The sequence below is a fragment of the Candidatus Binatia bacterium genome (assembly GCA_036563615.1).
In the GTDB taxonomy this organism is placed as follows: Bacteria; Desulfobacterota; Binatia; order UBA12015; family UBA12015; genus DATCMB01.
In genome coordinates this window covers 394,007-420,933 of record DATCMB010000014.1, presented here as the reverse complement: position 1 = coordinate 420,933, position 26,927 = coordinate 394,007, and the positions used below count along the sequence as shown (strand labels likewise).

24 protein-coding genes are annotated in these 26,927 nt (G+C 71.9%); 21 read left to right on the top strand and 3 right to left on the bottom strand.

Annotation, left to right across the window (positions count from 1 at the left end):
- The first annotated feature begins 8 nt into the window (after positions 1-8).
- The 7 genes from VIS07_12300 (at position 9) to VIS07_12270 (ending at position 8,904) form a co-directional block, all read left to right on the top strand.
- Positions 9-734, top strand: a complete 726-nt coding sequence (locus VIS07_12300) for a fatty acid desaturase CarF family protein (GenBank protein HEY8516288.1) — start codon at positions 9-11, stop codon at positions 732-734.
- Between the two features lie 168 nt (positions 735-902).
- The gene (locus tag VIS07_12295) at positions 903-3,329 is read left to right on the top strand and encodes an FAD-dependent oxidoreductase (protein HEY8516287.1); all 2,427 of its coding nucleotides are present in this window, start codon (positions 903-905) and stop codon (positions 3,327-3,329) included.
- A gap of 666 nt (positions 3,330-3,995) precedes the next feature.
- Positions 3,996-4,388, top strand: a complete 393-nt coding sequence (locus VIS07_12290) for an FHA domain-containing protein (protein ID HEY8516286.1) — start codon at positions 3,996-3,998, stop codon at positions 4,386-4,388.
- A gap of 53 nt (positions 4,389-4,441) precedes the next feature.
- Positions 4,442-5,491: a putative zinc-binding metallopeptidase gene (locus VIS07_12285; protein ID HEY8516285.1), complete on the top strand. Its 1,050-nt coding sequence runs from the start codon at positions 4,442-4,444 to the stop codon at positions 5,489-5,491.
- 26 nt (positions 5,492-5,517) lie between these two features.
- Entirely contained in the window at positions 5,518-6,513 is a 996-nt protein-coding gene (locus tag VIS07_12280) for an ATP-grasp domain-containing protein (protein HEY8516284.1), read from the top strand.
- Between the two features lie 70 nt (positions 6,514-6,583).
- The gene (locus VIS07_12275) at positions 6,584-7,063 is read left to right on the top strand and encodes a hypothetical protein (protein HEY8516283.1); all 480 of its coding nucleotides are present in this window, start codon (positions 6,584-6,586) and stop codon (positions 7,061-7,063) included.
- A 311-nt stretch (positions 7,064-7,374) separates the two neighbouring features.
- On the top strand, positions 7,375-8,904 hold the full coding sequence (locus tag VIS07_12270) for a vanadium-dependent haloperoxidase (GenBank protein HEY8516282.1): 1,530 nt from the start codon (positions 7,375-7,377) through the stop codon (positions 8,902-8,904).
- A gap of 237 nt (positions 8,905-9,141) precedes the next feature.
- Here VIS07_12270 and VIS07_12265 read toward each other — a convergent pair whose 3' ends face one another.
- Positions 9,142-10,494, bottom strand: a complete 1,353-nt coding sequence (locus VIS07_12265) for a multiheme c-type cytochrome (GenBank protein ID HEY8516281.1) — start codon at positions 10,492-10,494, stop codon at positions 9,142-9,144.
- Between the two features lie 51 nt (positions 10,495-10,545).
- On the opposite strand from VIS07_12265, the gene VIS07_12260 reads away from it, so the two are divergent.
- From VIS07_12260 to VIS07_12210, 11 genes are all read left to right on the top strand, one after another.
- Complete coding sequence (locus VIS07_12260; GenBank protein ID HEY8516280.1) at positions 10,546-13,752, top strand: protein kinase; 3,207 nt, start codon at positions 10,546-10,548, stop codon at positions 13,750-13,752.
- Between the two features lie 11 nt (positions 13,753-13,763).
- Positions 13,764-15,683: a cyclic nucleotide-binding domain-containing protein gene (locus tag VIS07_12255; protein ID HEY8516279.1), complete on the top strand. Its 1,920-nt coding sequence runs from the start codon at positions 13,764-13,766 to the stop codon at positions 15,681-15,683.
- On the top strand, positions 15,683-16,624 hold the full coding sequence (locus VIS07_12250) for a hypothetical protein (GenBank protein HEY8516278.1): 942 nt from the start codon (positions 15,683-15,685) through the stop codon (positions 16,622-16,624). Before VIS07_12255 ends, VIS07_12250 begins: the two co-directional genes overlap by 1 nt.
- 4 nt (positions 16,625-16,628) lie before the next feature.
- Positions 16,629-18,098, top strand: coding sequence for a cytochrome c3 family protein (locus VIS07_12245; protein HEY8516277.1), 1,470 nt, complete (start codon positions 16,629-16,631; stop codon positions 18,096-18,098).
- Positions 18,099-18,351: 253 nt separating this feature from the next.
- A complete protein-coding gene (locus VIS07_12240; protein ID HEY8516276.1) occupies positions 18,352-19,164 on the top strand; it encodes an NnrU family protein in 813 nt (270 codons plus the stop codon).
- Between the two features lie 165 nt (positions 19,165-19,329).
- Positions 19,330-19,596, top strand: a complete 267-nt coding sequence (locus VIS07_12235) for a hypothetical protein (GenBank protein HEY8516275.1) — start codon at positions 19,330-19,332, stop codon at positions 19,594-19,596.
- Positions 19,597-19,691: 95 nt separating this feature from the next.
- Entirely contained in the window at positions 19,692-20,771 is a 1,080-nt protein-coding gene (locus VIS07_12230) for a hypothetical protein (protein ID HEY8516274.1), read from the top strand.
- On the top strand, positions 20,768-20,890 hold the full coding sequence (locus VIS07_12225; GenBank protein ID HEY8516273.1) for a hypothetical protein: 123 nt from the start codon (positions 20,768-20,770) through the stop codon (positions 20,888-20,890). The genes VIS07_12230 and VIS07_12225 overlap by 4 nt, the downstream gene beginning before the upstream one ends.
- 13 nt (positions 20,891-20,903) lie before the next feature.
- Positions 20,904-21,755 carry an EamA family transporter gene (locus tag VIS07_12220; protein HEY8516272.1) on the top strand — a complete coding sequence of 284 codons (852 nt, stop codon included), beginning with the start codon at positions 20,904-20,906 and terminating at the stop codon, positions 21,753-21,755.
- A gap of 46 nt (positions 21,756-21,801) precedes the next feature.
- Positions 21,802-23,106 carry a glycosyltransferase family 39 protein gene (locus VIS07_12215; protein HEY8516271.1) on the top strand — a complete coding sequence of 435 codons (1,305 nt, stop codon included), beginning with the start codon at positions 21,802-21,804 and terminating at the stop codon, positions 23,104-23,106.
- A gap of 35 nt (positions 23,107-23,141) precedes the next feature.
- Positions 23,142-23,486, top strand: a complete 345-nt coding sequence (locus VIS07_12210) for a DUF309 domain-containing protein (GenBank protein ID HEY8516270.1) — start codon at positions 23,142-23,144, stop codon at positions 23,484-23,486.
- Between the two features lie 75 nt (positions 23,487-23,561).
- On the opposite strand, the gene VIS07_12205 is transcribed toward VIS07_12210, so the two are convergent.
- Positions 23,562-23,990, bottom strand: a complete 429-nt coding sequence (locus VIS07_12205; protein HEY8516269.1) for a MaoC family dehydratase — start codon at positions 23,988-23,990, stop codon at positions 23,562-23,564.
- A 278-nt stretch (positions 23,991-24,268) separates the two neighbouring features.
- Here VIS07_12205 and VIS07_12200 point away from each other — a divergent pair, with 278 nt between their 5' ends.
- Together VIS07_12200 and VIS07_12195 are read left to right on the top strand one after the other, a co-directional pair.
- On the top strand, positions 24,269-25,159 hold the full coding sequence (locus VIS07_12200; protein HEY8516268.1) for a hypothetical protein: 891 nt from the start codon (positions 24,269-24,271) through the stop codon (positions 25,157-25,159).
- A 14-nt stretch (positions 25,160-25,173) separates the two neighbouring features.
- Positions 25,174-26,085 (top strand): class I SAM-dependent methyltransferase, encoded by a 912-nt coding sequence (locus VIS07_12195; protein ID HEY8516267.1) that lies wholly within the window; start codon positions 25,174-25,176, stop codon positions 26,083-26,085.
- A 22-nt stretch (positions 26,086-26,107) separates the two neighbouring features.
- On the opposite strand, the gene VIS07_12190 is transcribed toward VIS07_12195, so the two are convergent.
- A complete protein-coding gene (locus tag VIS07_12190) occupies positions 26,108-26,356 on the bottom strand; it encodes an acyl carrier protein (protein ID HEY8516266.1) in 249 nt (82 codons plus the stop codon).
- Positions 26,357-26,679: 323 nt separating this feature from the next.
- On the opposite strand from VIS07_12190, the gene VIS07_12185 reads away from it, so the two are divergent.
- The gene (locus tag VIS07_12185) at positions 26,680-26,883 is read left to right on the top strand and encodes a hypothetical protein (protein HEY8516265.1); all 204 of its coding nucleotides are present in this window, start codon (positions 26,680-26,682) and stop codon (positions 26,881-26,883) included.
- Positions 26,884-26,927: the final 44 nt, after the last annotated feature.

The following is a 26,927-nucleotide window of genomic DNA, read 5'->3' as shown; positions in this document are numbered from 1 at the left end:
CTCCTGCAATGCGCGCTGAAGCCTCGCCGCAGCAGGACACCGCAGCGCTCCACCGGCCGCTCGAGGTGGTGGGGCTGATCGTCGCGTTCGGGCTGGTGTGCGCGCTCGCGCGGCGTCTGGCGAGCGCCGTCGCCGAAGGCTTCGCCGCGGGCGCGAGCGCCGAGGAGCGCTGGCTCGCGCTCGCCGTGCTGCTCACCGTTACGGTGGGCTATCTCGCGGCGGACCTCGCGAGCGGCGTGGTGCACTGGCTCTTCGACCGCTTCGGCACCGTCGACACGCCGTTCTTCGGGCCGCGCTTCGTCGCCCCGTTCCGCGAGCACCACGAGACGCCGGAGGCGATCACCACCCACGACTTCGTCGAGACCAACGGCAATACCTGCCTCGCGACCATCCTGCCGCTCTTCGGCGTGAGCCTCCTGCGCCTCGACCTGCAGCACCCCGGGCAGCTTCTCTTCACCGCGCTCCTCACCTGCACGGCGTCCTTCACGCTGGTCACGAATCAGCTGCATAAGTGGGCGCACGATCCCGAGCCGCCGCCGCTCGTGCGCTGGCTGCAGGCACGACGCCTCGTCCTTTCCCCCGAGCATCACGCCATCCACCATGCGCCACCGCACGACGCGAACTACTGCATCACGGTCGGCTGGATGAACGCGCCGCTCGCGCGGCTGCGCTTCTGGGCGCGTGCCGAGTGGTTCGCCGAGCACGTGCTGCGGCTGCGGGTCTACCGCGGCTGACGCGCTCTTCGGCCGCGGTTTCCCCGTCGCGTCCGTCGTGCGCGGCGTCGGCGAGCGTCTCGAGCTTCGTTCGGCGCGCCGCGGAGTTTGGTCGTTGACAAAGCGCGCGGAAGTCGAAAAGGGTTACCGTCCCCGACCAGCCACGGCCGACGAGGTGCTGGTGTCCCCATGGCAGACAAGATCGTAGAGTCCGACTACACCACCTACGGGACGCTGAAGGTCCAGCAGCCGACGAGCCTGCCGGACGTCCTCGACATCTTCATCGCGGGTGGCGGCCCGGCCGGCACGGCGGCGGCGGTGCGCGCCAAGGAGTTTGGTTTGTCGTGTCTCGTCACGGACTACGACGACCTGATGAAGCGCATCCGCGACTACCCGAAGGAGAAGCTCATCAAGCCGGGCTACGGCGGCGGCGACAAGCTTCAATTTCCCGTCGGCGGCCCGATGCTCAACTCGCTGCACTTCGGCGACCTCGACAAGGACGAGATGGTCGCCCAGTGGAAGGCGAAATACAAGGAGTACGGCATCGCGGCGCGCATCGGCGCCGAGTTCACCGGTCTCTCGCTCGGCCCGGACGACGTCTGGGACGTCAAGCTGTGGAGCCATCGCGCCGGCAAGGAGATGGTCTACCGCGCGCGCAACGTCATCCTCGCGATCGGCGCCGGCGTGCCGCGACGCTTCGACATCCCCGGCAACACCGAAGGGCTCGCCTTCCGGCTGGACGACCCGAAGAGCTACGTCGGCGGTCCGGCCCTGGTGATCGGCGGCGGCACGTCGGCGGCGGAGGCGGTGATCGCGATCTCGAACGCGAAGGTCGCGGCCGAGGACGACACCCCGGTGTACTGGTCGTACCGCGGCGACCGCATGCCCAAGGTGTCGAAGGCGCTCAGCGAGGTGTTCTTCGACGCCTACATCGGGAACGGCAACATCCGCTACCTTCCGTTGTCCGAGCCGGTCGCGGTGGTGACGGGGCCTGACAAGCAAGAATATCTTTCGGTGCGGATCGACCGGAAGACGGCGGACAAGCGTCCCACCGAGACGGTGCACCTCGAGTTCCCGAAGCACATGGTGGTCGCCTGCATCGGCGAGGACCTGCCGATCCGCCTGCTGCAGGCCTGCGGCATCAAGATCCCGATGGTCAACGGCCGACCGCTGATGCTCGTCGACCACGCGGGTCAGACGTCGCTGCCGCGCGTCTACCTGGTCGGCGACGCGCGCGGCCCGAAGTACCTGCGCTGCACGGACTTCAACGACGCGAGCACCTACGAGCAGGTGACCATCAAGCGCAACATCAAGGCTGCGATGGTCGAGGCGGTCGAGGTCGTGAACCTGATCGCGAGCCAGCTCGGCAAGCACGCGCCGACGGTCGAGGCGGCGCCGGTCGCGACCGTCGTGCCGCCGATGCCGAGCGAGCCGGCGGACGCGCGACCGGAACAGCAGGGCGCCCAGCTCGTTCTCCTGCAGCCCGACGGCACGATCGAGGAGACCTTCCCGGCAACCAAGGACACGGTGTCGATCGGGCGCCACGGCGCGGACCTCGCGTTCCCCGACGACGTCTACATGGCCGACCACCACGCGACCGTCGCCAAGCGCGGCGAGCACTACTTCCTCGAGGACAGCGGCGCGGGCTCCGGCGTCTGGCTGCGCGCGCAGGGCGTGAAGGGCCTGCCGGTCGCCGAGGACGACGCCATCTGGATCGGCTCGCAGATCCTCGTCGTCGGCCGTCAGGACGGCACCTGGACGCTGCTGCACTACGACCAGGACGGCGTCTACCGGGCGACGTTCCCGATCGGCGAGCGCGGCGTGTTCGTCGGACGGCGCTCGGAGGTGACGCTCGATCCGAGCGACAAGAGCCTGTCGCGCCGCCACGCGCAGATCCGTCCGGAGGGGGCGGCGCTCGCGGTCTTCGACCTCGGTAGCACGAACGGCACCTACGTCAGGGTCACCTCGCCGGTCGCGCTCTCGAGCGGCGACGAGTTCCGCGTCGCGAGCAAGCGTCTGCGCTTCGAGGTCGTCGAGCGCGTGGCGAAGCTCGGCGAGAGCGACGTCGTGGTCGACACGCCGCCCGCGCCGCCGCCGCCCGCGCCGCCCGAGACGGAGCCGCTGACGACGGTTGCGGCGGCGCCGTCCGCCGCGGAAGCGCCTGCGGCGGCGGCAGTCGAGCCGGCAGCTGCGGCCGAGCCGGCGGCTGCTGCGGCGGCCGCGCCCGCCGCGGCGGTCGCGCCAGGCGACGGCTTCGCCGTCGTGATCGAGCACGCCGAGTTCCCGACGACGTTCGGCGCGAGCGCAAGCGAGGACCTGCTGCACGCCTACTTCAAGAGCATCAAGGCGCGCTTCCCGGACTGCAAGCTCACCAAGAGCGGCGAGCCCGCCGAGCACATGGACGAGCCGCTCGGCTGGGAGTGCAAGGTCGGGTTGTGCGGCCTGTGCGCAGTCGAGATCGTCGAGGGTGCGGAGAACTTCGTTCCGCCGGACGCGGGCTCGCCGGAGATGAACACCATCGAGAACAAGGCCTTTCTCGAGCCGGATCCCATGAAGTATCGTCTCGCTTGCCTGGCGAAGGTGAAGGGACCCGTCAAGCTCAAGATGCCGGAATGACGAGGAGGCAGCCGTCGCATGTCGGGTGATTCGGACGACGCGTCCGATCGTACGCGCATCGGGGGAGCGCCCCCCGCGGCGCCGAAGCCGGTAGCGCCGCCGCCCGCAGCTCCGCAGCCGCCCACGCCGCCTGCCGCCGCTCCCGCGGGCGAGCCCGAGGTCGAGGATCGCACGACGTTCGCGCCGATCGCGCCGCCGCGCGCGCCGTCGGCGGGGTCTGCGACGCCAGCGGCTCCAGCCGCTCCGCCAGCAGCGCCCGCTTCGACGGAGTCCGCGAGCGCGCCTGCGGCGTCGGGAGCCGACGCGGGCGAGGGCGAGGAAGAGCACACGCGGATCGGCGTCGCGCCGCCGCGCATCGGCGGCGCCGTGCCGGGCGCGCCACCGGCGTCCGCGGCGAAGGCTCCTGCGGGCTCCGAGGCCGGCGGGGCGGCATCGTCCGCTCCGGCAGCGGGGACCAGCGCGGCCTCGAGCACGGGAGGGGCGCCTCCGCGCGACGCCGAGGCGGCGGGCGCCGCTCCCGCTCCATCCGCCGCTCCCGCCGCGCCCGCGACCACGCCGCCGACGCCCGCTGCCGAGCCCCGGGCGAGCGCAGCGCCGCCCGTCGCCTCGGGCGACGACGTCACGCGCGTTTTCTCGCCGGACGACACGCTCGAGCAGACCGTCATCTTGCCGAGGCGCGTCGAGTCCGGGATCTCGCTCCGCCGCGTCGCGCCCTCGGGTCGCGAGCAGACGGTGGTGCTCGACCGCCCGAACATGTCGGTCGGCCGCGGGCAGGGCTGCGACGTGGCGCTCGTAACGCCGACCGCGTCGCGCATGCACGCGCGCGTCTGGCTGCAGGACGGCGTCTGGATGATCATGCCGGTCGATGGCAAGACGCTGTACGCCAACGGCAAGCGGTACATCGACACGTCGGTGAAGCTCGAGCACGACATGCGGCTTCGCCTGGGAGACGACGAGTTCGTGGTGGTCGACGAGCGCGCCGCCGCGGCCCCGCCGCCGCGCCCCGGGCTGTGGGCTCGTCTGCTGCGCCTGTTCTCGCGCTCGCGTCGGGGGCGCTGAGCCGCGCTGCCGCGGCTGCGCGAGGAAGCCGACCGGACTTCGAGGACGCGAACGTGTGGCGCCACCATCGCCGCGCCGCCAAGGCGCGCGAGCCGCGCTGGGCGAGCTACTCGGACGAGGAGCTGCTCGACCTGCGGCTCTGCGACCTCGCTCCGGACCTGTCGATCGAGGGGACCTGGCTCGAGGCGCGCATCGAGCAGCTCTACCGCGAGCTCGAGCGCTGCGGCATCGTCTTCCGGCCGCACTTCTGGCTGTCCGACGACTGGTTCACGCCCGAGGGCGTGCCGGGCATCGCGATCCCGTTCTACCTCGCCCACCCGCGGCTCGCGCGCCTCGAGGAGGCGCAGATGCTCGAGGTCGAGGGCGGCACGCCGGAGTGGTGCATGCGGATCCTGCGCCACGAGACCGGGCACGCGATCGACAACGCCTTCCGGCTCAGGCGCCTGCGTCGCCGCCAGCAGCTCTTCGGCAGGTCGACCGTTCCGTATCCCGAGTCGTACGCGCCGCGGCCGTACAGTAGAAATTACGTCTTGCACCTCGAGAACTGGTACGCCCAGAGCCACCCCGACGAGGACTTCGCCGAAACCTTCGCCGTGTGGATGACGCCGCGCTCCGCGTGGCGTCGCACGTACGCCGGCTGGCCCGCGCTGAAGAAGCTCGAGTACGTCGACGAGCTGATGTGGGAGCTCGCCGGCAAGACGCCGCCGGTGGCCAACCGCAGGCAGGTCGAGCCGCTGCGAACGCTCAAGCGCACGCTGCGCGAGCACTACGCGAAGAAGCGCGAGCGCTACGGGCGCTCGCTGCCGGACTTCGCCGACCAGGACCTGCGGCGCTTGTTCTCCGACTCGCCCGCGTTCCGCGACCGTCCGACCGCGGCGAGCTTCCTGCGCCGCGTGCGCAAGCAAGTGACCCGCAGGGTTGCGCGCACGACCGGCGCATATCAGTACGCAGTCGACCAGGTTCTGGAAGACATCATCTCGCGCTGCCGCGCCCTGAACCTGCGACTCACCGCTCCCGAGGAACAGACCATGATCGACTTCGCGATCCTGCTCGCCGTACACACGATGAGCTCGCTCACGCGTCGTTCGCGGGTGGTGATGTGAAGAAGAAGCTTCGCGTTCTGGCGCTCATGGACGAGCGCCGCATCCCGCCCGACGATCCGAGCGACGAGGAGCTGACGACGGCGGACTGGAAGACCGAGTACGACGTCACCGCGACGCTCGAGATGCTCGGTCACGAGGTGCACATGCTCGGCGTCGGCGGTGACCTCAACGTCATCCGCCGCACCATCGAGGAGGTCCGTCCCGACATCGTGTTCAACCTCCTCGAGGACTTCCACGACGTGCCGATCTACGACCAGAACGTCGTCAGCTACCTCGAGATCCTGCGCGTGCCGTACACGGGCTGCAATCCGCGCGGCCTCATGCTGGCGCGCGACAAGGCGCTGTCGAAGGCGCTGCTCGCCTCGCACCGCATTCCGGTGCCGGACTACGCCGTGTTCCGCATCGGGCGCCGCGTGCGGCGTCCGCGCCGGCTCAACTTCCCGCTGATCGTCAAGTCGCTCACCAAGGAAGGCTCCGAGGGCATCGCGCAGGTGTCGATCGTCGACAGCGACGAGAAGCTCGCCGAGCGCGTGCGCTTCGTGCACGAGCGCCTCGGCACGCACGCCATCGCCGAGCGCTACATCGACGGGCGCGAGCTCTACGTCGGCGTGCTCGGCAACGAGCGTCTGCAGGTGTTCCCGGTGTGGGAGCTGATGTTCACGCGCCTCCCGGAGGGAGCGCCGCGCATCGCGACCGAGCGCGTCAAGTGGAATCCGGCGTACCAGGAGAAGGTCGGCGTGCGGACCGCCGCTGCGAAGAACCTGCCGGACGAGCTGGTGACGCGGATCCAGCGCCTCGCGAAGCGCATCTACCGCACGCTGCAGCTCTCGGGGTACGCGCGCATCGACCTGCGCCTCGATGCGGAAGGACGCGTGTACGTGCTCGAGGCGAATCCCAACCCGCAGATCGCGTACGGCGAGGACTTCGCCGAGTCCGCCGAGTACGCCGGCATCCAGTACGGCGCGCTTCTGCAGCGGATCATCAACCTGGGGTTGCGCTGGTCGCCGGAGACTGGCGGCTGAACGCGCGTCGTTCCGTGACGTTTGGCGTTTCTGCGTTGCCAGCCCGCGGCGAGCCCCATATCCGTAGGAGATGATCTTCGGACGTTTCGTTCAGAAGAAGGAGGTCGAGATGATGCGTGCAGCACGGAAGGCGTCCGCGCGGACGATCGGGTTCCTCGCGGCGCTGGTCGCGGTCACGACGCTCGGCGCGAGCAGCGCGCTCGCGGGCGACGGCGTCCAGTTCTCGGGTGACTGCGACCGCACCTACGTGAACAAGCGGGTTGGCGAAGAGCAGTGGGCGATCACCTGGGAGATCTACGGCAACGCGACCGGGAACGTCTTCAAGCTCGACGGCAGCGATCCCTCGTTCATCGAGTGCGTCCTGGTCAACGAGACCGAGACCGAGGAGGTGTTCAACTGCTACGGCTCGTCGGCCTGCGCGGGCCCGCCGTGCGGCGGCAGCCAGTGGACGCTGATTGCGGAGAACCTGCCGATCCCGCTCGCGTTCTTCTTCCCGCCGGGCGTCGATCCGCTGAGCCCGTTCGAACAGTGCGAGATCGTCGAAGAGTAGCTTGACGCGAAGGCGGCGTCGCGCGAGGTGCGGCGCCGCCTTTGTGCGTTTCCTGCGGCGCCCGCGACGCGCGGCGCGCTGCTGCTGGCGAGCCCTGCACACGCTCGCGGGAGCGCGCGAGATTCCTTCGCGCACCCCTTTCGCAGCGGGGCGTTTCTTGCAATCCTCGCTGCGGCCGACCCACCGTAAGCCGTTTCACTCTCCGTCTCTCTCGGGCGCGCTCCAGCGGACGCGCCGCACCACACCGCGATCCGTCCGCGTTCCGGCCACAAAGCAATACTCACGTCCCAGCCGGGACGACGGGAGCCGAGATGAGACACGCAGCACGGATCGCCTCGGCGGTCCTTTCGCTCTTCACCGTCCTCGCGACCGGCGCCGCGTCGCGCGCGTCCGCGCCGGTCGAGACCTTCCGTGAAGCCTGGGGACCGAGCTTCCGCGCGCAGTCGGCGAAGCCCGATCCGGCGCGGCCCGAGACGCGCAAGACCGCCGGCGTCACGCGCTGGGTGCTCGACTGGAACCGGATCGCGATCGACGCGAGCGGCATCGACCACACGCCGGTCGCCCCGGGCGAGTCGCGCGTCTTCGGCGAGCAGCTCGGCCCGGGACGCGCGAGCCGCGCGATCGCGATCGTGCACGTCGCGATGTTCGAGACGCTGAACGCGATCACGCCGCGCTACCGCAGCCGGTACGGCCTCGAGCGTCCGCGCGGGCAGCTCGCGAAGCGGGCGGCGCTCGCGCAGGCGGCGCACGACACGCTGGTCGCGATGTTCCCGTCGCAGAAGCCGAGCTTCGACGCCGCGCTCGCGGCGGAGCTCGCGACCGTCAAGAACGGCGTCGTCAAGCAGCACGGTGTGGACCTCGGCGCGCTCGTCGCGGCGGTCGTCCTCGCCGCGCGGGCGAACGACGGCGCCGCGCACGCCGAGCCGGTGATGGGGGAGGGCTACGTTCCCGGCGACTGGCCGGGCGCGTGGCGTCAAGATCCGGTGAGCCTCGTGCCGATCGCTCTCGGCGCGCACTGGGGCACGGTCGAGCCGATCGTGCTGCCCTCGGGCAGCTTCTTCCGCGCGCCGCCGCCCCCGGCGCTGGGCAGCGCAGAGTATGCGGCCGCGTTCGACGAGGTGAAGCGCCTCGGCGGCGACGGCGTCGTCACGCCGACCGAGCGCACCGAGGACCAGACGCTCACCGGCATCTACTGGGCGTACGACGGAACGCCGAGCCTGTGCGCGCCGCCGCGCCTCTACAACCAGATCACGCGGCTGATCGCCGACCGCAAGCGCACGCAGGGGCTCGAGCTCGCGCGTCTGCTCGCGCTGGTCAACGTCGCGATGTCGGACGCCGGAATCGCGATCTGGGAATCGAAGTTCCACTACGCGCTCTGGCGTCCCGTGCACGGCATCCGCGAGGCCGACCCCGGCACCGGGCCGACGGGCGAGGGCGACGGCAACCCCGCGACGGTCGGCGATCCGACGTTCCTTCCGCTCGGCGCGCCCGCGAGCAACCTCGCGGGTCCAAACTTCACGCCGCCGTTCCCGGCGTATCCTTCGGGGCACGCGGGCTTCGGCGGTGCGCTCTTTCAGACGCTGCGCCGCTTCTACCGCACCGACGAGATCGCGTTCAGCTTCGTCTCCGACGAGCTGAACGGCGTCACCACCGACAACGAGGGCAACGTGCGTCCGCGCCTGCCGCGCAGCTTCGCGACGCTGTCGCAGGCCGAGGACGAGAACGGCCAGAGCCGCATCTACCTCGGCATCCACTGGGCCTTCGACAAGACCGAGGGCATCGCGCAGGGCCGCCGCGTCGCCGACTTCGTGTTCGACAACGCCTGGCCGCGCGGGCGCTGAGCGTTCGCGTCGGCAAGAGAGGTGCGCAGCGGGTCGGTGCGCGCGTCTGCGAGCTCGCCGGTGCGCCACACCGGTGCGCTCGCGAGCGCATCAAGAACAGAAATTGACCGTCGCGGGCCGGTGCGCGCGGCTGCAGCGACTGCCGAAGGCGTTTGCCGGTCGGCGAAGCGCAGCTTCGCCGTACCGGTCAAACCGTAGCGGCAGACGCGCGCACCGGCCCGCGGCGCACCTCATCCTCTACTTCAGTGCGCCATTGATCGCGTTCAGCGAGCGCACGAACTGCTCCGGCGAGTAGTTGAAGCGGTCGACGGCCGCGACCAGGCGGCGCCGCTCCGCCGTGATGTTCCGGCACGCCGCGCCGAACGCCGGCTCGCACAGCGCGCCGATCGCCAGCACCGCCTGCTCGGGCGCGCCGGTCGTGTACCACCACGGCTCGCCGATGTTGCTGATGCTCAGCACGTTCGAGCGCGGCGGCCGCGACCACGAGAAGCGCTCGATCGAGCGCAGCCGCTCGCCGCTCGACAGGATGCCCTTGAGCAGCCGCTTGGTCTCGGCCTGCGTGAGACGGTTCGCGAGCAAGCGGTCGTCGAGTCCCGCGATCGACGCCTTCATCGCCTGCGCCTTGGCGCGCGCGCCGTCGGCGCTCGACCGCGCCGCGGCCACGAGCTCGTTCCACTGGCTCGCGAGCGAGCTCCTGCGCTGCGCGTCGCGCACCGCGAGGATCTGATCGACCATCGCCCAGTGTCCTTTTGCTTGACGGAGCGCGTCGGACACGAGCTTGTGGTGGCACTGGTAGCAGTTCTTGCCTTCGAAGTGGGAGAACTTGCCGATCGACTGGTAGTTCGACTCGCCGGCGCGGCTCTCGACCACCTCGAGCAGACGCCTGAGCCCGACCACCTGACCGACCGCCCACAGCGTCGGGTCGACGCTGAACGAGCCCGGCGGCTGATCCTCCTGGTCGTCCCAATGCTTCATGATCTGCGCGTAGGCGACCATCTCGAACTGCAGCGGCGGGTGTCCGCCGGCGACGATCTCGTGATCGATCTCGGTGTGGCAGGCGGCGCAGCGCTCGGCGCGCAAGCGAAAATTCGCGTTGTCGTAGAAGCCGCGGCCATAGTACTGCGACTTCTTCTGGTTCCAGTCGCGCTCGACGTGCGCTTGGAGCCACTCCTGCGCCGGTCCGTGGCAGTGCTCGCAGCTCACGCCGTCGGCCTTGCGGTGCGTGCTCCCGGGCGCGAGCCGCGCGGCGGGCGCGTGGCAGACGAGGCACTTGTCGCTCTTGGTGGCGTCGATGCCCATGTAGCGGGCGATCGCCTTGCCGCCCTCGGTCTCGAGGGTCGCGTAGGCGCGCGAGTGGCGGTCGATGTTGCGGTTCAGCCACTGGGTGCGCGCCGATTTCCAGGGGCGCCAATTCTTCTTCTCGGCGTCCGTGGTCGGCAGCCCGGCCCCGTGGCAGGTCGGATTGCCGCACCGGGTCTCGCCGACGAAGCCCGCCGGGGCGCCCGAAAGGTCGATTCCCTGCTGCGCTGCACCGAGCCGCGGGAGTACAACGACGAGCGCGATGGCCACGAAGAAGAGGGGCCGGGGCATGGCGCGCGGATGGTATCCTGAGCGTCGCTGATCTACAAAAGGGTCGAGCGCATGGCGGCTCCGAAGCTCATCTCGCGACGGTACGAAGTCCTCGAGCTGCTCGGACAGGGCGGGATGGGCACCGTCTACAAGGTTCGCCACACGGCGCTGGGCAGCATCTCGGCGCTGAAGGTCCTGCCGCCGGAGCTGATGCAGGAGCCCGAGATGGTGACGCGCTTCTATCGCGAGGCGCGCATCATGGCGAACCTGAGCCACCCGAACATCGTCCGGGTGCTCGACATCGACCACGACGACGCCCTCGACTTCCACTACTTCGTGATGGAGTACGTCGAGGGCCAGACGCTCAAGAAGTACGTCGAGGAGAAGGGCCCGCTGTCGCTCTCCGAGACGCTCGACGTCGTCGGCCAGGTCGCGCGCGCGCTCGCCTACGCGCACGGACACTCGCCGCCGATCATCCACCGCGACATCAAGCCGTCGAACATCATGATCGAGGACCGCTCGCGGCGCGTCGTCGTGATGGACTTCGGCATCGCGAAGGAGCTCGACGGCAAGGAGCTCACGCGTCCGGGCGTGACGGTCGGAACGCTCAAGTACTGCGCGCCCGAGCAGATGCGTCAGGAGCGGCTCGACGGCGCGGTCGACGTCTACGCGCTCGGCATGGTGATGTACGAGGCGTTCACCGGACGTCACCTCTACGCCGGGCTCGGCGAGCGCGAGCTGGTCGCGCGCGTGCTCATCGAGAAGCAGGAGAACCAGCCGACGTTCGACAGGCCGGTGCCGCCCGCGTTCCAGGCGCTGGTGACGCGCGCGATCGCGAAGTCACGCGAGGCGCGCTACCCGTCGATGACCGCGTTCCTGCGCGACCTCGAGACCTGCCAGGTCGACGCGACGCCGCTGCCCGCGCGCGGCACGGGTTTGACGGGACGCTTCCGGCCACGCCTCGTGTCCTCGCGCGGCGACGTGCCGCGCCCGACCGAGCTCAAGACCGAGTGGCGCGACGACGCGCTGACGGAGCCGTCGTCCGCTCCGACGCCGGAGCTCGTGCGTCAAGTCGACGAGGTGCGCCAGCGCACCGGACTCTTGCGCGACGCGACGAGCTCGGTCCGCGGCCGTCATCGCGACCGCGCGGAGCGCGGCTGGCGGCGCGCCGAGCGCTTGCTCGAGGAAGGTCGCCTCGCCGAGGCGAAGACGAGCTTCGAGGAGGCGGCGACGCTGTTCGGCGCGTTGCAGAGCCGCATGGGCGCCGACCCGTCGACGAGCGGCGAGCTCGAGCGCGGCGACGCCACACGCGGCGACGCCGCGAGCGCCGCGCCCGCGCGCCAGCTCCGCCCGGACGACGCGACCGTCGTCGTGCCGCTCGAGCGCGAGCCCGGGACGCGGCCGCCGAGCACGGCGTCGCGGCCGGGCTCGTCGCCGCCGCACACCGCAGCGCCACCGTACATCGCAGCGCCGTCGCAGCCCGCGACGCCGCCGCGGACCGCAGCGGTCGCCAGCTCCGCCACGCCCGGCGGCGCGGGCGCGCTCGAGCCGACCGTCGTCGCGCCGCACGATCCGACCGTGGTGACGCCGCTCGAGCGCACGGCGCTCGTGCCGGGACGGTCGTGGAGGCTGCCGGCCGCGATCGGCGCCGGCGCGCTCCTCGGCGCGGCGGTGGCGATTTTCCTCTTGTCGCGCGACGAGGAGGTCGCGTCGGTGCCGCCGCAGCCCACGGCTCCGACCGCGCAGGCGCAGCCCGGACCGCCCTCGCAGCCCGCGGCGGTCGCCATAGCTCCTGCGGGTGCGAGCGTCCCCGCTCCGAAGGACGTCGCCGCGAGCCCGAGCACCGCCGGCAGCGACACGGTCCCGGCGCCGAAGCTCGCCGTCGTGCCGCCGAAGCCGACCGCGGCGCCGGAGGTCGCCCCCGCGGGCGCGCCCGAAGCCGGCGACGCCGACGCCCGGCTCGCCGCGGTCGCGCAGCCGCAGACGCTGCCACCCGGTGGAGCGGCGCCTGCCGCATCCATCGGCGACGCCGCGCCGTCCGTAGAACCGGACGCGCAGCCCGCGGCCGACGAGGCTCGCGGAGCGCTGCCCGAGGACGCCGCGCCACAGACGGACCGGCCGCCGATCATCCGCTTCACGCGCAACCCGACGCTCGACCTCGACCTCTCTCTGCCGCCGGACGCGACCGCGACGCTCGACGAGGTGCCCGTCAAGCGCGACCGCCAGGGTCGCCTGCGCGCGAGCTTGACGGCGCTGCCGGTCGGCGAGAGCCGGCACAACCTGCGCATCACCGACCCGTCGGGCGCCGAGCAGGACGTCCCGATCATCGTCACGTACTACCCGGCGTGGGAGATGCGCCGCTTCCCCGGCGTCAACGGCGAGGCGTACGCGGTCGCGTTCTCGCCCGACGGCAACCACGTCGCGGCCGGCACGCGCAGCAACGCGATCAAGATCTGGAACGCCGCGACCGGCGAGCTCGAGCGCACCTTCGACGGGCACCGCGACTGGGTGAACGACGTCGCGTTCTCGCCCGACGGCAAGACGCTCGTCTCGGGCAGCAAGGACCGCACGCTCAAGATCTGGGACGTCGAGACCGGCGCCGAGCTGCGCACGCTCACGGGACACAAGGGCTGGGTGAACGGGGTCGCGTTCTCGCCGGTCGGCGCCGAGGTCGCGTCCGTGAGCGACGACAAGACGGTCCGCATCTGGAACGTCGACACCGGCGAGCAGCTCGCGAGCCTCACCGGACACGACGACTGGATCCTCGCCGTCGCGTTCTCGCCGGACGGCAAGCAGGTCGCGTCGGGCGGCCGCGACAAGGTCGTCAAGGTGTGGAACCTCGAGACCGGCGAGCTCGTGCGCACGCTCAAGGGGCACACCGACTGGGTGAACGCGGTCGCCTTCTCGCCCGACGGCAAGCTGCTCGCGTCCGCGAGCGACGACCGCCGCATCCGCATCTGGGATCTCGACACCGGTCAGACGGTGCGCACGCTCTCGGGGCATGGCGGCTGGGTCGTCGCGCTCGCGTTCTCGCCGGACGGCACGCGTCTGATCTCGTCGAGCAAGGACCAGACGGTGCGCTTGTGGGACGTCGCAACCGGCAAGGAGCTGCGGACGTTCTCCGGGCACCGCGGCATGGTGGGGGACGTCGCGTTTGCGCCGGACGGCAAGAGCGCCGTCTCGGGCGGCCGCGATCGCACGCTGCGCCTCTGGTGGACCGCGAGCGAGCCCGTCGCGTCAGGAACGCAAAAGGTCGAAATCGGTCGCGATTCCGGATAAGGGGGGCGGCCATGGTGGCGGCGGTCCGGGAGCGTCCGAAGCCTCGGTTCCCGGAGGGGCTCGAGGGGCAGTGGGTCTCGATCGAGGAGCTCGCCGAGCTCGAGCTGTTCAAGGGCGGCAAGCGGGCCTTCAAGGTCAAGCTCAATACCAATCTTGCGCCGCAGCCCGGAAAGCCCGAGCCGGGCATCAAGGCGGCGGTGCGCCGCGAGTACCAGCCGGGCGAGATCATCTGCCGCGCCGGCGACTACGGCTCGACCGCGTTCCTGCTGCTCGAGGGCCGCGCGACCGCGTTCGTCCCCGAGCGCATCGAGCCGCGCGCCGTGCCGGGGCGCACGCGGCGCTCGATCGCGCGCCTGAAGGACCTGTTCCGCCGGCGCACGCAAGCGCTGCGCAGCGAGGAGCCGGACCTGCTGCAGATCGGCGAGGTGAGCCGCTACGCGAGCCTCGTCGTCGACACGCCGCCGGCGGCCGAGACCTACGGGCCCGGCGATCTCTTCGGCATCGACACCTGCATCAACTTCTACCCGCGCGAGGCGACGGTGCGCGCCGACGAGCGCTGCGTGGTGATCGAGATGCTGCGCTCGGTGCTCGACACGCTGCGCGACGCCGGCGGCGCCGCGGCAAGCATCGAAAATCGCTATCGCGCGTCGGCGATCCGCAGGCAGATCCGCCTCTCGAAGCTGATGCGCGACCTGGCGGACGACGAGGTCGAGGCGCTCGCCGCGACCGCCGAGCTGCTCGATCCGGACTCGGACGAGGTGCGAAACGGCGTCCTCTACGAGGAGGGCGAGCCGGCGGACGCGATCTACTTGATCCGCGCCGGCACCATCAAGCTGTCGCAGGTCCGCGACGGCCGCGAGCGCATTCTGGCGTATCTCGGACGCGGCTCGGCGTTCGGCTTCGAGAACATCCTGCCGAGCCGGCGCCAGACGCCGCTCGTGCTGCGCTGCGTGTCGCACCCCGACCTGATCGCGCCGCTCGAGATCCGGGGAACGATGACGCTCGGGCGCAGCGCGTCCTGCGAGATCGCGCTGCCGCGGGAGAACGCCGCGGTCGGACGTCGGCACTGCCGCTTCGAGGAGCACGACGGCGAGGTCGTGCTGATCGACCTCGACAGCGCGAACTTCACGATCCTCAACGGCGAGCGCATCCAGCGCGCGACGCTCAAGTCCGGCGACCGCGTGACGATCGTCGACTACGTCTTCGAGGTGTCGCGCGAGCCGCTCGACGCGACCGTGGTGGCGGCGCCGGTCGCGCGCTTTGCGGCCGCGTCCGGGCTCGACAACTTCGAGGTCGTCAAGATCAAGGTCGACGAGCTGAAGCGTCTCGCGCGGCGCAACGACCGCTTCCTCGCGACCCTGACCCAGGTGGCGCGCTCGCTCGAGGCGGCGGCCTATCGCGAGGGCGGCGGGCGGCGCGAGATCGTGCCGCACCTCGTCGAGCTCGACCTCTACAACTCGCAGAACGTCCTGCTGATCGACCTCGAGCGCTGCACGCGGTGCGACGAGTGCGTCAAGGCGTGCGCCGACGCGCACGGCGGCGTCGCGCGCTTCACGCGCGACGGCCCGCGCTTCGGCAAGTATCTGGTGACGATCGCCTGCCGCTCGTGCACCGACCCGAAGTGCATGATCGGCTGCCCGGTCGGCTCGATCCGCCGCACCGACTCGCTCGAGATCCAGATCGAGGACTGGTGCATCGGCTGCGAGCGCTGCGCGAACCAGTGCCCGTTCGGCAACATCAACATGGTCGAGCGTCCCGCCGCCGCGCGCGCCGAGCCGGCGAACGAAGGAGCCACCGCCGCTCCGCTCCAGGCGACGGTCTGCGACCTGTGCTCGGGCTGGGACGGCCCGAACTGCGTCTACGCCTGTCCGCACGACGCGGCGATCCGCGTCAACCCCGCCGAGTTCCTGTCTGCGGCCGACCTCCGCTAGTGCTGATCAACCGCGACCACCGAAATTGGGCCATCGCCGCAGCCGTGCTCACCGTCGCCGGCATCGCCTCCTACGTGGCCTACGTGTCGAGCCGACCCTACGGGCCGTCGGGCGGCAGCTGGATGGGGATCTTCTACGGCGTCGTCGGGACGACGTTCATGGTCGTCGCGGGGCTGCTCGCGGCGCGCAAGAAGGTCCGCACCTGGCGGATCGGCAGCGCGCAGGCGTGGATGCGGGCGCACATCTGGCTGTCGCTGCTCGCGGTGCCGTTCATCCTGTTCCACGCCGGCTTCCGCCTCGGCGGTCCGCTGACGACGTGGCTCATGGTGCTGTTCGCGATCGTCACCGTGAGCGGCATCTTCGGCTTGACGCTGCAGCAGTTCGTGCCGTCGCTGATCACCGCGCGCGTACCGCTCGAGACGCTGCACGGCCAGATCGACCACGTGAGCGAAGGCCTCGCGGTCGATGCGTACGAGACCGTCGCGGCGGTGACGGGCCCGCTGCCCGAGGCGGTCGAGGAGCAGAAGCGTCTCGCCGAGGAGGCCGCGCTGCAGGCGTCGCGTCCGGGCTACTGGAAGAAGACGACGCGCGAGGAGCCGGCGGAGACGCCCGCGCCCGGATCCGAGCGGCTGCGCGACCTCTACCTCCAGCAGGTGCGGCCGTACCTGCGACGCGGGCTGCCGACGACCGGCGCGCAGGCGCCGCGCAAGAGCCCGCTGCCGGACGTCGAGGCGGCGCTGCTCGACGCCCCCGAGGACTGGGCGCCGCGGATCGCGAAGCTCGCCGCGCTGTGCGAGGAGTCGCGCCAGCTCGAGGTGCAGATGCGGCTGCACCGCTGGCTGCACGGCTGGCTGTTCGTGCACGCGCCGCTGTCGTTCACGCTCTTCATCTTGACCGCGCTCCACATCTGGTACGCGCTGTCCTACAAGCCGGGTGGTTGAGAGGATGGCGCGCTCGAGCAAGGACATCGCGGCGCGCCTGCGCTTCGATCGCTTCCCGCGCCCGGACTTCTTCCGTCGCCGCTACCTGCTGGTCGGTCTGCTCGCGGCCGCGCTCGGCCTCGGGCTGTGGTTCTGGATGACGAGCACGCAGGGCGCGCTGCAGTACTCGCCCGGACCCGTCACGCAGAATCACGCGACCTTCGGCGCGCGTTGCGAGGACTGCCACGACCCTTTCCAGAACGTCCGCAACGACGCCTGCCTCGCCTGCCATCCGGCGCGCACGCACTCGCAATGGGTCGTGCGCGAGGCGGACTGCCGCGAGTGCCACGTCGAGCACCTCGGCGACACCGGGCTGCTCGACGTCCACGACCAGGCGTGCGTCGTCTGCCACGGGGACCTGCAGAGCGAGCGCGCCGAGCCGGAGATCGCGCGCGACGTCGCGAGCTTCGCCGACCACCCGCAGTTCGCGCCGCTGCGCGAGGACGCACGCGACCCCGCAAGGCTGCGCTTCAACCACGAAATTCACCTGACGTCGGACAACGTGCGCACCGCCGCCCCGGACAGCGAGCAGTGCGAGCCGTACCGCGCGCTGACGTGCGCGAGCTGCCACCGCCTCGACGCGACCGGCATGCTCATGCAGCCGGTGACCTTCGAGCGGGACTGCCGCTGCTGCCACGCGCAGACGGTGCCGGGGCCGGTCGGCTCGATCGAGGCGCCGCACGAGGCTCCGCAGCAGGTGCGCCGCAGCCTCGCCGCGCAGCTCCTGGTGATCGGCGTGGCGCGCGCCGACGAGATCTTCTCGACGCGCGAGACCCTGCTGCCCGGCGTCCGCGACCGCGGCCCGATCGACGAGTCGCGCTCGCTGCGCGAGTACCAGCGCACCTGGCTCGAGCGGCTCGAGGCCGAGCTCTACCGCCCGTTCGACGACCGCGCCCCGCTGCTCGAGCACAACAAGTACTGCTTCCTGTGCCACGACGCGCAGGCGCCGTACGTGCCGGGCGGCGAGCTGCCGGTGGTCGCCCCGACCGACGTCCCGCGGCGCTGGTTCCGCTTCGCCGTCTTCGGCCACCGCAAGCACGAGATGCTGCGCTGCGAGGACTGCCACGCGACCGTGCGCCAGAGCGCGCCGACCAGCGACGTCAACCTGCCGGGCAAGGAGCTCTGCGAGCGCTGCCACGGTCCGGACCCGACGACCTCGGCGGGCGTCGAGTGCGTGCTGTGTCACCTCTACCACGACACCAGCAAGGACCCGGCGCTGCGCGCGGGGGTGCAGAAGCCGATCCCGGTGTCGGTGCTGCTGGGCCTCGAGCCGGCGCGCGGCGGCGTGCCGCACGGTGGCGCGTCGCACGGCGTGCCGGAGGATGGAGGCGAGAGCGATCCCGGAGCGGGCGACGCGGCGGCGACGCCGGCTGCTGCGGTGTCGGAGCCGGGCGAGGAGCCTGCGCCCGCGGAGGAATCCGCGCCCGCCGAGTAGCCGCGCCGCGCGCGAGCCGCCTCGCTCGAAAGCCCCGTCCCTGGAGCTGCGACAGGACGCCGGAGGTCGCCGCCGCGGCGCCCAGGCCGTCCACGACGATGCCGGTCGCCCGGTCCCGTGCGCGCGTACGCGACCTCCAGGCGCCGTTGGTCGGATCGTCCCTGCCGACTGCGAGTGGCGCCTTTACTGACCCGCACGTTCAGAAAATTCTGAACGTACGGTCGGGCGGCTCGACTCGAAAAGGAGGTCCGCGATGGAGCCAACGCTCGTGGTCGCTGCGCTGTGGCTGCTGTTCGGCGGCACGCACGTCGGGCTCGCGGTACGGCCGGTGCGGGAGCGGCTGGTCGCGCGGCTCGGCGAGAAGGGCTTCGTGCTGCTCTTCTGGATCGTCGCCGCGGTGACGTTCTCGCTGCTCGCGCTCGGCTACGAGCGCTTCGCGACGCGAGGGCTTCCCGGCCCGGCGCTCGGCGCGGTCGCCGGGCTGCGACCGCTTCTGATCGGCGTGCTCGTGCTCGGGCTCGTGCTCATGGCGAGCTCCTTCGCGAGCTATCTGCGCTCGCCCTACGCCGCGACCTTCTCCGGACCGCGGCCGTGGCGCGTCGTCGGCGTGGCGCGCATCACGCGCCACCCGTTCTTCGTCGGGCTCGCGCTGTTCGCGACCGCCCACGCGCTGCTCGCGACCCGGCTCTCGGGGACGACGTTCTGGGCGGGCTTCGTGCTGCTCGCGACGCTCGGCATGGTGCACGTCGATCGCAAGCTGCTCGCGGCGCACGGCGAGCCGTTCGCAGACTACCTGCGGCAGACCTCCGCGCTGCCGTTCGCGGCGGTCCTGCGCGGTCGGCAGACGCTCGCGTGGAGCGACGTGCCGCTCGCCGCGATCGTCGTCGGGATCGCGCTCGCGTGGCTGCTGCGCGCCGTGCACGCGACGCTGACCGCGCACATCGGCCCGATCTCGATCGCCATGGTGGTGGGCGGCGCCGCCGTGCTGAGCCTCCAGGCCGTGTACGCCGGGACGCGACGGGCGCGCCGCTCCGCAGCGGTCTCCTCGCAGCCTCGTCAAGCATAGCGCGTCGAGCGTCGACCGCGACGATCGTGGGAGCGCGACCCCTTCCCACGGCCGCGTACCGGGATTATTTCGAACTCGATGCTTGCTGGGTGTGCGTCGAGTCGCTTCGACCGGACGTCGCCCGGCCAAATTTCGACCGTGGGAGGATTGCAGAAAGGGGTCATCATGGGATTCTTCGACTTCACCGCTCTCGCCGGTCCGGTCGCGGACCAGGTCGTGCCGTTCGGGCCGCGGGCCGCGTTGCTCGCCTCGCTGCTCGGGACGCTCGTGGTGAGCACCGTCGGGATCCTGTGGTCCTCGATCCGCGGGCTGCGCCTGCCTCGCCTGCTGCCGAGGCCGGCGCGCACGCCGGCGGCACCCGTTCCCGCACTGGCGCTCGCACCGGCTCCCGCGCCGCGGCCGATTCCGGCACGCGCCCCGCGCGTCCACTGACGCTCGCGACCTGGCCCGCGAACGCTTGACCGCGGGCCGGGCGCGCGCTTTCAAGGGCTCGCGCTCGGCTCCGGGCGCCACGAGGAGGGGACCTGTTGCCGACCGCACGCTCTCGCACGCGCCGCAGGGCGCGTTTCTCCTGGCTCACGCGCCGCGCCGCACGGCGCGCGATCGCGCTCGGCGCCGTCGCGCTCGCGACGCTCGCCGGCTGCGGCGACGCCGGACCGCAGAGGCCGCAGCCGGGCGCGCTCGAGCCCTTCGGTGACGTCGACGCGTTTCTCACCGCGCGCGGCATCACCGGCTCGACGGAAGACCTCGCCTTCACGCCGGACGGCGAGCGCCTGGTGATGGGCGTGCCCGGCGGGTTGATCGCGCTCGACCCGCAGGGCGAGGCGAGCTCGCTGCCGCTCACCGGCGATCCGCTCCTGAACCCGCTCGGCGTCGCCTACGACCGCGCGGGCAACCTCTGGGTCGCCGACTCGGCGGGCAGCGCTCTGCGCCGCGTCTTGCCGTCGGGCGAGGTGACGACGCCGCTCACGACCGACGGCGAGCAGCCGCTCGTGGCGCCGAACTACGTCGCGATCGACCGCGAGGATCGCGTGCTGCTGAGCGACCCTTGCCTCGGCGAGCTGATCCGCTTCGACCCGGTGACGGGCCGCGTCGACGCCGTGCTGCGCTTCGACGTCGCGGACGAGGGCGGCCCGAACGGCTTCGCCTTCGCGCCCGACGGCCGGCTCTGGATCGCGACCGAGAACACGGCGCTGTTCTGCGGTCACTCCTTCGTCGGGCTCACCGACCCGGTCGCGAGCCTGCTCGTGGTCGACGTCGACGATGAGGGCTTCGGCACGCCGGAGACCGTGGTCGCGGACTTCGCGCTCTTCGGCGACGGCGTCGCCTTCGACGCGGCCGGCAACCTGTACGTGATCTTCGACACCGAGGTGAACTTCACGCTCGAGGAGAGCGCAATCTGGTTCCTGCCGCCGGGCGGCGCGGTGCTCGAGAAGCTGGTCGGCGTCTCGGACCGCGTGCTCGCGAACCTCGCGTTCGGCAGCCGGCCGTTCGGCGACCAGACGCTCTACGTCTCGCTGCTCGCGGTGCCGCCGTTCACCTCGCCGAATGCGCGCGGCGCGGAGCGCATCGAGGTCGGGATCCGCGGCTTGCCGCTCCTGCCGTGAGCGTCGCGACGTCCCTGCAGCATCTCGTCGGCGCCTGCGTGCGCCACGCGACCGGCGCCGTCGTGCGCCACGCGTTGGGCAGCGTCGTGCGCCACGCCGCCGGCGCGCTCGCGCGCTGAAGCAGGCGTAGACATGGAGCTCCCGCCCGGGGTCGCGCTGCTCGTCCTGCTCGCCGCCGCCTTGCACGCGGCGTGGAACGTGCTCGTCAAGATCGGCGGCGACCGCCTGCTCGTGCAGACGACGATCATCGGCACGGGGTCGCTCGCGAGCGCGCTGCTGCTGCCGTTCGTCGCGCTGCCGAACCCCGAGAGCGTGCCGTTCCTCGTCGCGAGCGTGGCGGTGCACAACGTGTACTTCTTCTTCCTGCTGCGCTCGTACGCGGTCGGCGACCTAAGCCAGGTCTATCCGATCGCGCGCGGCACCTCGCCGCTCGTGGTCGCGCTGCTCGCGGGACCCCTCGCGGGCGAGCAGCTCTTCGCGACCGGCTACCTCGGCGCGACGCTGGTCACGCTCGGCATCGCGAGCCTCGCGAGCGGGCGGCGCGCGATGGAGGACGGCCGCGCGGTGACCTACGCGTTGATCACCGGACTCCTGATCGCCTCCTTCACGCTGATCGACGGCATCGGCATCCGGCGCGCGGAGAGCGCGCTGTCCTTCATCTTCTGGATGCAGGCGCTCGAGATCGTGCCGCTCGGCGGCTTCGTGCTGCTCTTTCGTCGCGAGCGCGTGCGGCCGTTCCTTGCCACGAACGGCGTGCGCGGCGTGCTCGGCGGCATGCTCGGCGGGGTCATGGCGGCGACGGCGTACGCGCTCGTGCTCTGGGCCTACAGCCGCGCGGCGCTGGCGCCGGTGTCGGCGCTGCGCGAGACCAGCGTCGTGATGGCGGCGCTGTTTGGCGCGCTGTCGCTCGGCGAGCCGTTCGGCCTGCGTCGCGTCGTCGCGTCGGCGGTCGTCGTGCTCGGCGTCGCGCTGCTCAACCTTTGACGTTTGCACCCGGGCGACGTCGCGCAGACAATCGCCGCCCGATCTCATGCCGGCTCTCTCGGAGACGACGCGGCAGCGGCTCCTGCTGCTCGCGATGGCGCTGCTGCAGGCGGGCTTCCTCGTCGTGCGCGCGCGTCCCTACGGCAGCGCGGCGCACGGGCTCGTCGCGACGCTCGCCGGCGCGGGCTTCGCAGCCGCGCTCGCGCTCGCGTTCGTGCCGGCGTCGAGCGCGCTGCGCCTGCGCGAGCTGCTGCTCGGTGCTGCGGCGACGCGCGGGCGCGCGCTCGCCGTGCTGCTTGCCGCGACCGTGGGCGTCGGCGTCGCGAGCGCGTTCACGCAGCAGGCGCCGAGCTGGGACGAGAAGTGGGTCCTGCACGCCGCCGAGACCTGGGCGCGCGGCGGCGCGCGGGAGCTGTTCGCGCGCTACGGCGAGAACCCGTGGCTCGGCCCGCAGCACCCGCCGCTCGTGCCGATGCTCTACGGTACGCTCGCGGATCTCGTCGGACCGCGTCTCAAGGCGCTGCGCCTCCTGAACCTCGTCTTCGGCTGCGGCGCGATCGCCGCCGCCTACCTGATCTTCGAGCAGCTCTACGACCGCGCGACGGCGTTGGTCGCGAGCCTCGTGCTGCTCGCGTCGCCGCTCTTCGTGCGCATCGCGTCGGCCGCGACCAACGACATGCCGCTCACGTTCTTCTTCCTGCTCGCGGTGCTGCTCGCGCTGCGACTCGTCCGGGAGCCGCGCGACGGGCTCGCGGTCGCGCTCGGGCTCGCGATCGGCGTCGGCATGCTCGTCAAGTACACGATGCTGCTCGTCGTGCCGGTGCTGCTCGTGCTCGTCCTGATCTTCCGCGCGACGCCGCTCTTGCCCCGCTACCTGCCGACGGTGGGCGCGATCGCGCTCGCCATCGTGCTCCTGTGGCTCGACTTCGCGTGGGAGGCGGGTCTTCTCGGTGCGCAGCAGGACCGCATCGCCCAGCTGGTGACCGTCGCGAGCCGCTCGCCCGGCTGGGCGCTCGACTCGATCTTCACCAAGACGCCGTCGGCGCTCGGCGTCTACGTCGTCCCCTTCGTGCTGCTCGGCGCCGTGCGCGCGTTTCGCGACCGCAGCGCGAGCGACGTGCTGGTGCTCGCGTGGATCGCGCTCGTCAGCGTGCCGCTCGTCCTGACGCTGCCCGACAACCGCTACTTCCTGCCCGCGTTCCCGGCCTTCGCGCTGCTCGCCGCGCGCGCGCTGCTCGCGCGTCCCGCGTGGACCGTGCCCGCGCTCGCGCTCGCCTGGGTGCTGTGCGCGCTGACGCTCGTCTTCTACGCGCGCATCGACCTCGCGCAGAGGGTATTCCTCTTCCATTGACGGCGACGCCGAAGAGCGACGGAGAACTTCGCCGCGTGGTTCTCGACGCGGCACGCGAGTTCAACGCCGGGCGCTTCTTCGAGGCGCACGAGGTGCTCGAGGAAGCGCTCGACGACGTGCCCGACGCGCTGTGGCCGCTCTTCCTCGGCCTGATCCAGGTCGCAGTCGGCTACCACAAGCTCGCGCACGGCTACGACGGCGCGGCGCGCATGCTCGAGCTCGGGCTCGTCAAGCTCGCAGATCTGCCGGACGACGCGCTCGGCATCGCGCTCGGCGCGCTGCGCGCGCGTGCGGCATCCGACCTTGCGCGGCTGCAGGCAGGGCAGGGCGACGCGATCGACCTGCGCGCGACGCCGCCGCGTCTCCTGCCGGCGCGCTGAGCTCTGCCGTGCGCGCGGGCGTCGGCGTGCTGCAGCGGAGCGTCGCGTGCCCAGCTCCGCCCGTGCGCGCGCTGCTCACTCGTCCTTCTGCTCGATCGCCTCGCCCGCGAGCACGAGCTCGCCGCGCTGGTTGCGGCAGGTCGTGCGGCAGCGCAGCCGCTTCTGCGCGGGCAGGATCTGCACGACCTCGGAGCGCGCGGTGATCGTGTCGCCGACCCGCACCGGGCGCAGGAAGCGCAGCGTCTGCTCGACCGACAGCGCGCCCGGGACGCCGAGCAGGAGCGCGTTCGCCGCCGACACCAGGCTCGCGGTCAGCATGCCGTGCACGACCCGGCTGCCGAAGCGCGACGCGCGCCCGTAGGCCTCGTCGAGGTGCGCGGGGTGGTGATCGCCGCTGAGCCGCGCGAAGGTCTCGACGTCCTCCTGCGTGAAGGTGCGCGTGACCTCGGCGTGGTCGCCGACGCGGAAGTCGGCGAAGCGCTTCTCTGCGTAGGTCGGTGGCACCGCGGCGCACTGTAGCGAACCGGGCGACGCTCGGACACGAGCCTCGCCGCGCCGGACGACGTGCTAGTGGCGTCCGGCGCGGTCTGGTAGTCGTGGGCCGTGTCTTGGGACGAGCGCTGCCCGGTCGAGCGGACGTCGTGCGTGGCGAAGCGAGCCCGCGCGAGCGTCGCTCCGCGCTCGACGCGCTCGCAGATCCGCGGGCCCCGCACGCCGACGCGCGCGGTGCGCCGCACGCCGGCGCTCTGACGCGCGCCCCGCACGGCGGGACGGCTTCCCCAATGGCGAACGACGCGCGCTGGGACCGCCTGCGCTACGGGCCGCTGCTGCGGCTCGCGAGCGCGTCGCCCGCGGGCGCCCGGCTGTTCGCCGCGCTCGCCTCGCACGTCGAGCACCGCCGCGACCCCGAGCGTCGCCGCGTCGCGGAAGACCGCATCATGCGCTGGCTCGGTGCGACTCCGAGCGAGGCGGCGCGGATCTTCCGCGCGGGTCTCTACTCCGAAGCCCTCGAGGAAGCCGATTCGGCGCGCTGGATGCGCCTCGAGAGGCCGCCCGTCGAGGAGGTCGAGCTCGCCGGCTTTTCCCGGCAGGGCGGCAGGCCGCGCATCTACGGCGCGCTGCACGCCGGCAGCCCGGTGCACGCCTACCTCGCGATGCGCGCGCGCGACGAGCCCGACGTGCGCATCATCGCGCGCGAGCTCGACGAGCGAAACCCGATGCCGCGCGCGAAGCTCGCGTTCGCGATGCGCAAGGTGGCGTGGGTCGAGCGGATGGCGGGGACGCGCTTCATCGACACCGACGCGAGCGCGATCCTGCTGGCGCGCGACCACCTGCTCGCCGGGCGTCCGCTCTTCGCCGCGATCGACGTCCCCGGCGACGTCGTCGCGCGCGCGGGACGCGTGTCGCTGTTCGGCGAGCCGGTGCTGATCGCGGCGGGCGTCTTCCACCTCGCCGCGATGACCGGCGCGGACATGCAGCTCGTCGTGTCGATGCGCCGTGGTGACGGATTCGTCGCCCGCTGCCGTCCGCCGATCGAGGGCAAGAGCGTCGACGAGCTGCTCGCGGCGATGGCGCGCGAGATGGAGGCCGTCATCCGCGAGCAGCCGGGCGAGCTCTGGTTCTGGCCGTACTTCGTCGCGGCGGAAAGCGGCGGTCGCGAACGGAGTCCGTAACGGAGGGCAGCGCAGTGCCGGACGAGACGCTCGACGACAAGGTGCAGAACTGGTTCCAGCGCCAGACGCGCGAGGTGGCCGAGCCCGCGACGCCGCCGTCGCTCGCGGCGCTGATCGCGCGCCGCGGCGCGGAGCCGCCGGCGGAAGCCGCGCTGCGCGCGCACGCGCTCGGTGCGCGCGGTCTGCGCCTGCCGCCGCAGGAGCTCATCGACTGGGTCGGCGGCGGCGACGTGCACGTCTTCCAGACCGTCGGCCTGCTCAACACCTGGCAGGTGCTGGTGTACTGCCGGCTGCGTCCCGACGAGCGCGTCCTCGAGCCGGGCTGCGGCTGCGGACGCAACGCGCGCTGGCTCGCGCCGTACCTCTCGAACGGCGGCAGCTTCGACGGCTTCGACGTCCACCGGCCGTCGATCGAGTGGGCCGCGGAGGCGATCACGCGCGTCTACCCGAACGTCCGCTTCCGCCACGCCGACGTCGCGAACAGCAACTACAACCCGTCGGGCACGCTGCGCGACTCGGAGTACGTCTTTCCGTACGACGCCGGCGCGTTCGACGTCGTGTTCCTGCCGTCGGTGTTCACGCACCTGACGCGCTCGGGCTTCGAGCACTACGCGCGCGAGATCGCGCGCGTGCTGGCGCCGGGCGGCCGGGTGCTCTCGTGGCATTTCTTGCTTGACGATACCGCGCGCGAGCTCGTGCGTGCGGGACGCTCCGCGCTGCCGCTCGCTCCGTGGGACGACGTCTCGTGGGTGATGGAGCCCGAGAACCCGTGCGCGGCGATCGCGTTCGACGAGGCGTACGTGCTCGAAACCTTCGAGCGGGTCGGGCTGCGTCCCGAGTTCGTCTCGCACGGGACGTGGTCGGGGCGGGTGCCGGACGGCCTGGTCGACGCGCAGGACCGCGTCCTGGCGGTGAAGCCCGGCTAGCGCGGGCTCACGCGCTGGGTGGCTAGGCGCTCGACGTCTGCGAGACCAGCGACTCGACCAGCGCGACCAGGTCGTTCACCGAGCGCGCGTCGATCAGCCCCTCGCTCGGCACGCGGACGTCGAACTCCGAGTCGAGCGCGGTCGCGATCTCGGCGAGCGTCAGCGAGTCGGTCTCGCCGAGCTCCTCGATCGGCACCGTCGGCCGCACGTCCTCGAGCGGCACGCGCATCACCTCGGCCACCACCTTGCGCACCCGGTCCAGCGTCGTCATGGCAGGCAACCGACGTCGGGTAGCACGCGCTCCTTCGCGCCGCCACGCGACGGGAAGCGCTTGCCGCGCTCCGCGGGGCGCGATAGGCGCAGACTCGGCGCGGGACGCAGCCGAGCGAGCCGCGCGAGCGAGGAACGCCTACGGAGCGTGCGAGGTCGAAAGGGCGGGCCCGCACGGGCGGGTCGAAGGCCGGCGAGCCGGAAGGTGGCCGCGCCGCCGCGTCGCTGCGCTACGCGGCGCTGGTCGACACGGACGGCGAGCGGCTGATCGCGGACTTCCCCGACTGCCCCGGCTGCCGCGCGGTCGCCGACGCCGAGGAGGAGATGCGCCGGGTGGCGCGCGACGCGCTCGAGCGCTGGCTCGAGCAGTCGCTCGCGGCGAAGCGCGTGCCGCCCAAGCCGTCGATCGCGGTGATCTCGCGCGACTGGTTCGAGTGGATCGAGATCTCGCCGGCGCTCGCCGAGAAGCTGGAGCAGCGCTGGGCGGAGGTGCGACGCACGGCGGGTCCGCCGCGGACGCGACGCTGACGGCGTCGCCGGGCGTCGGGGGTCAGGAGGAGAGCAGCAAAAGG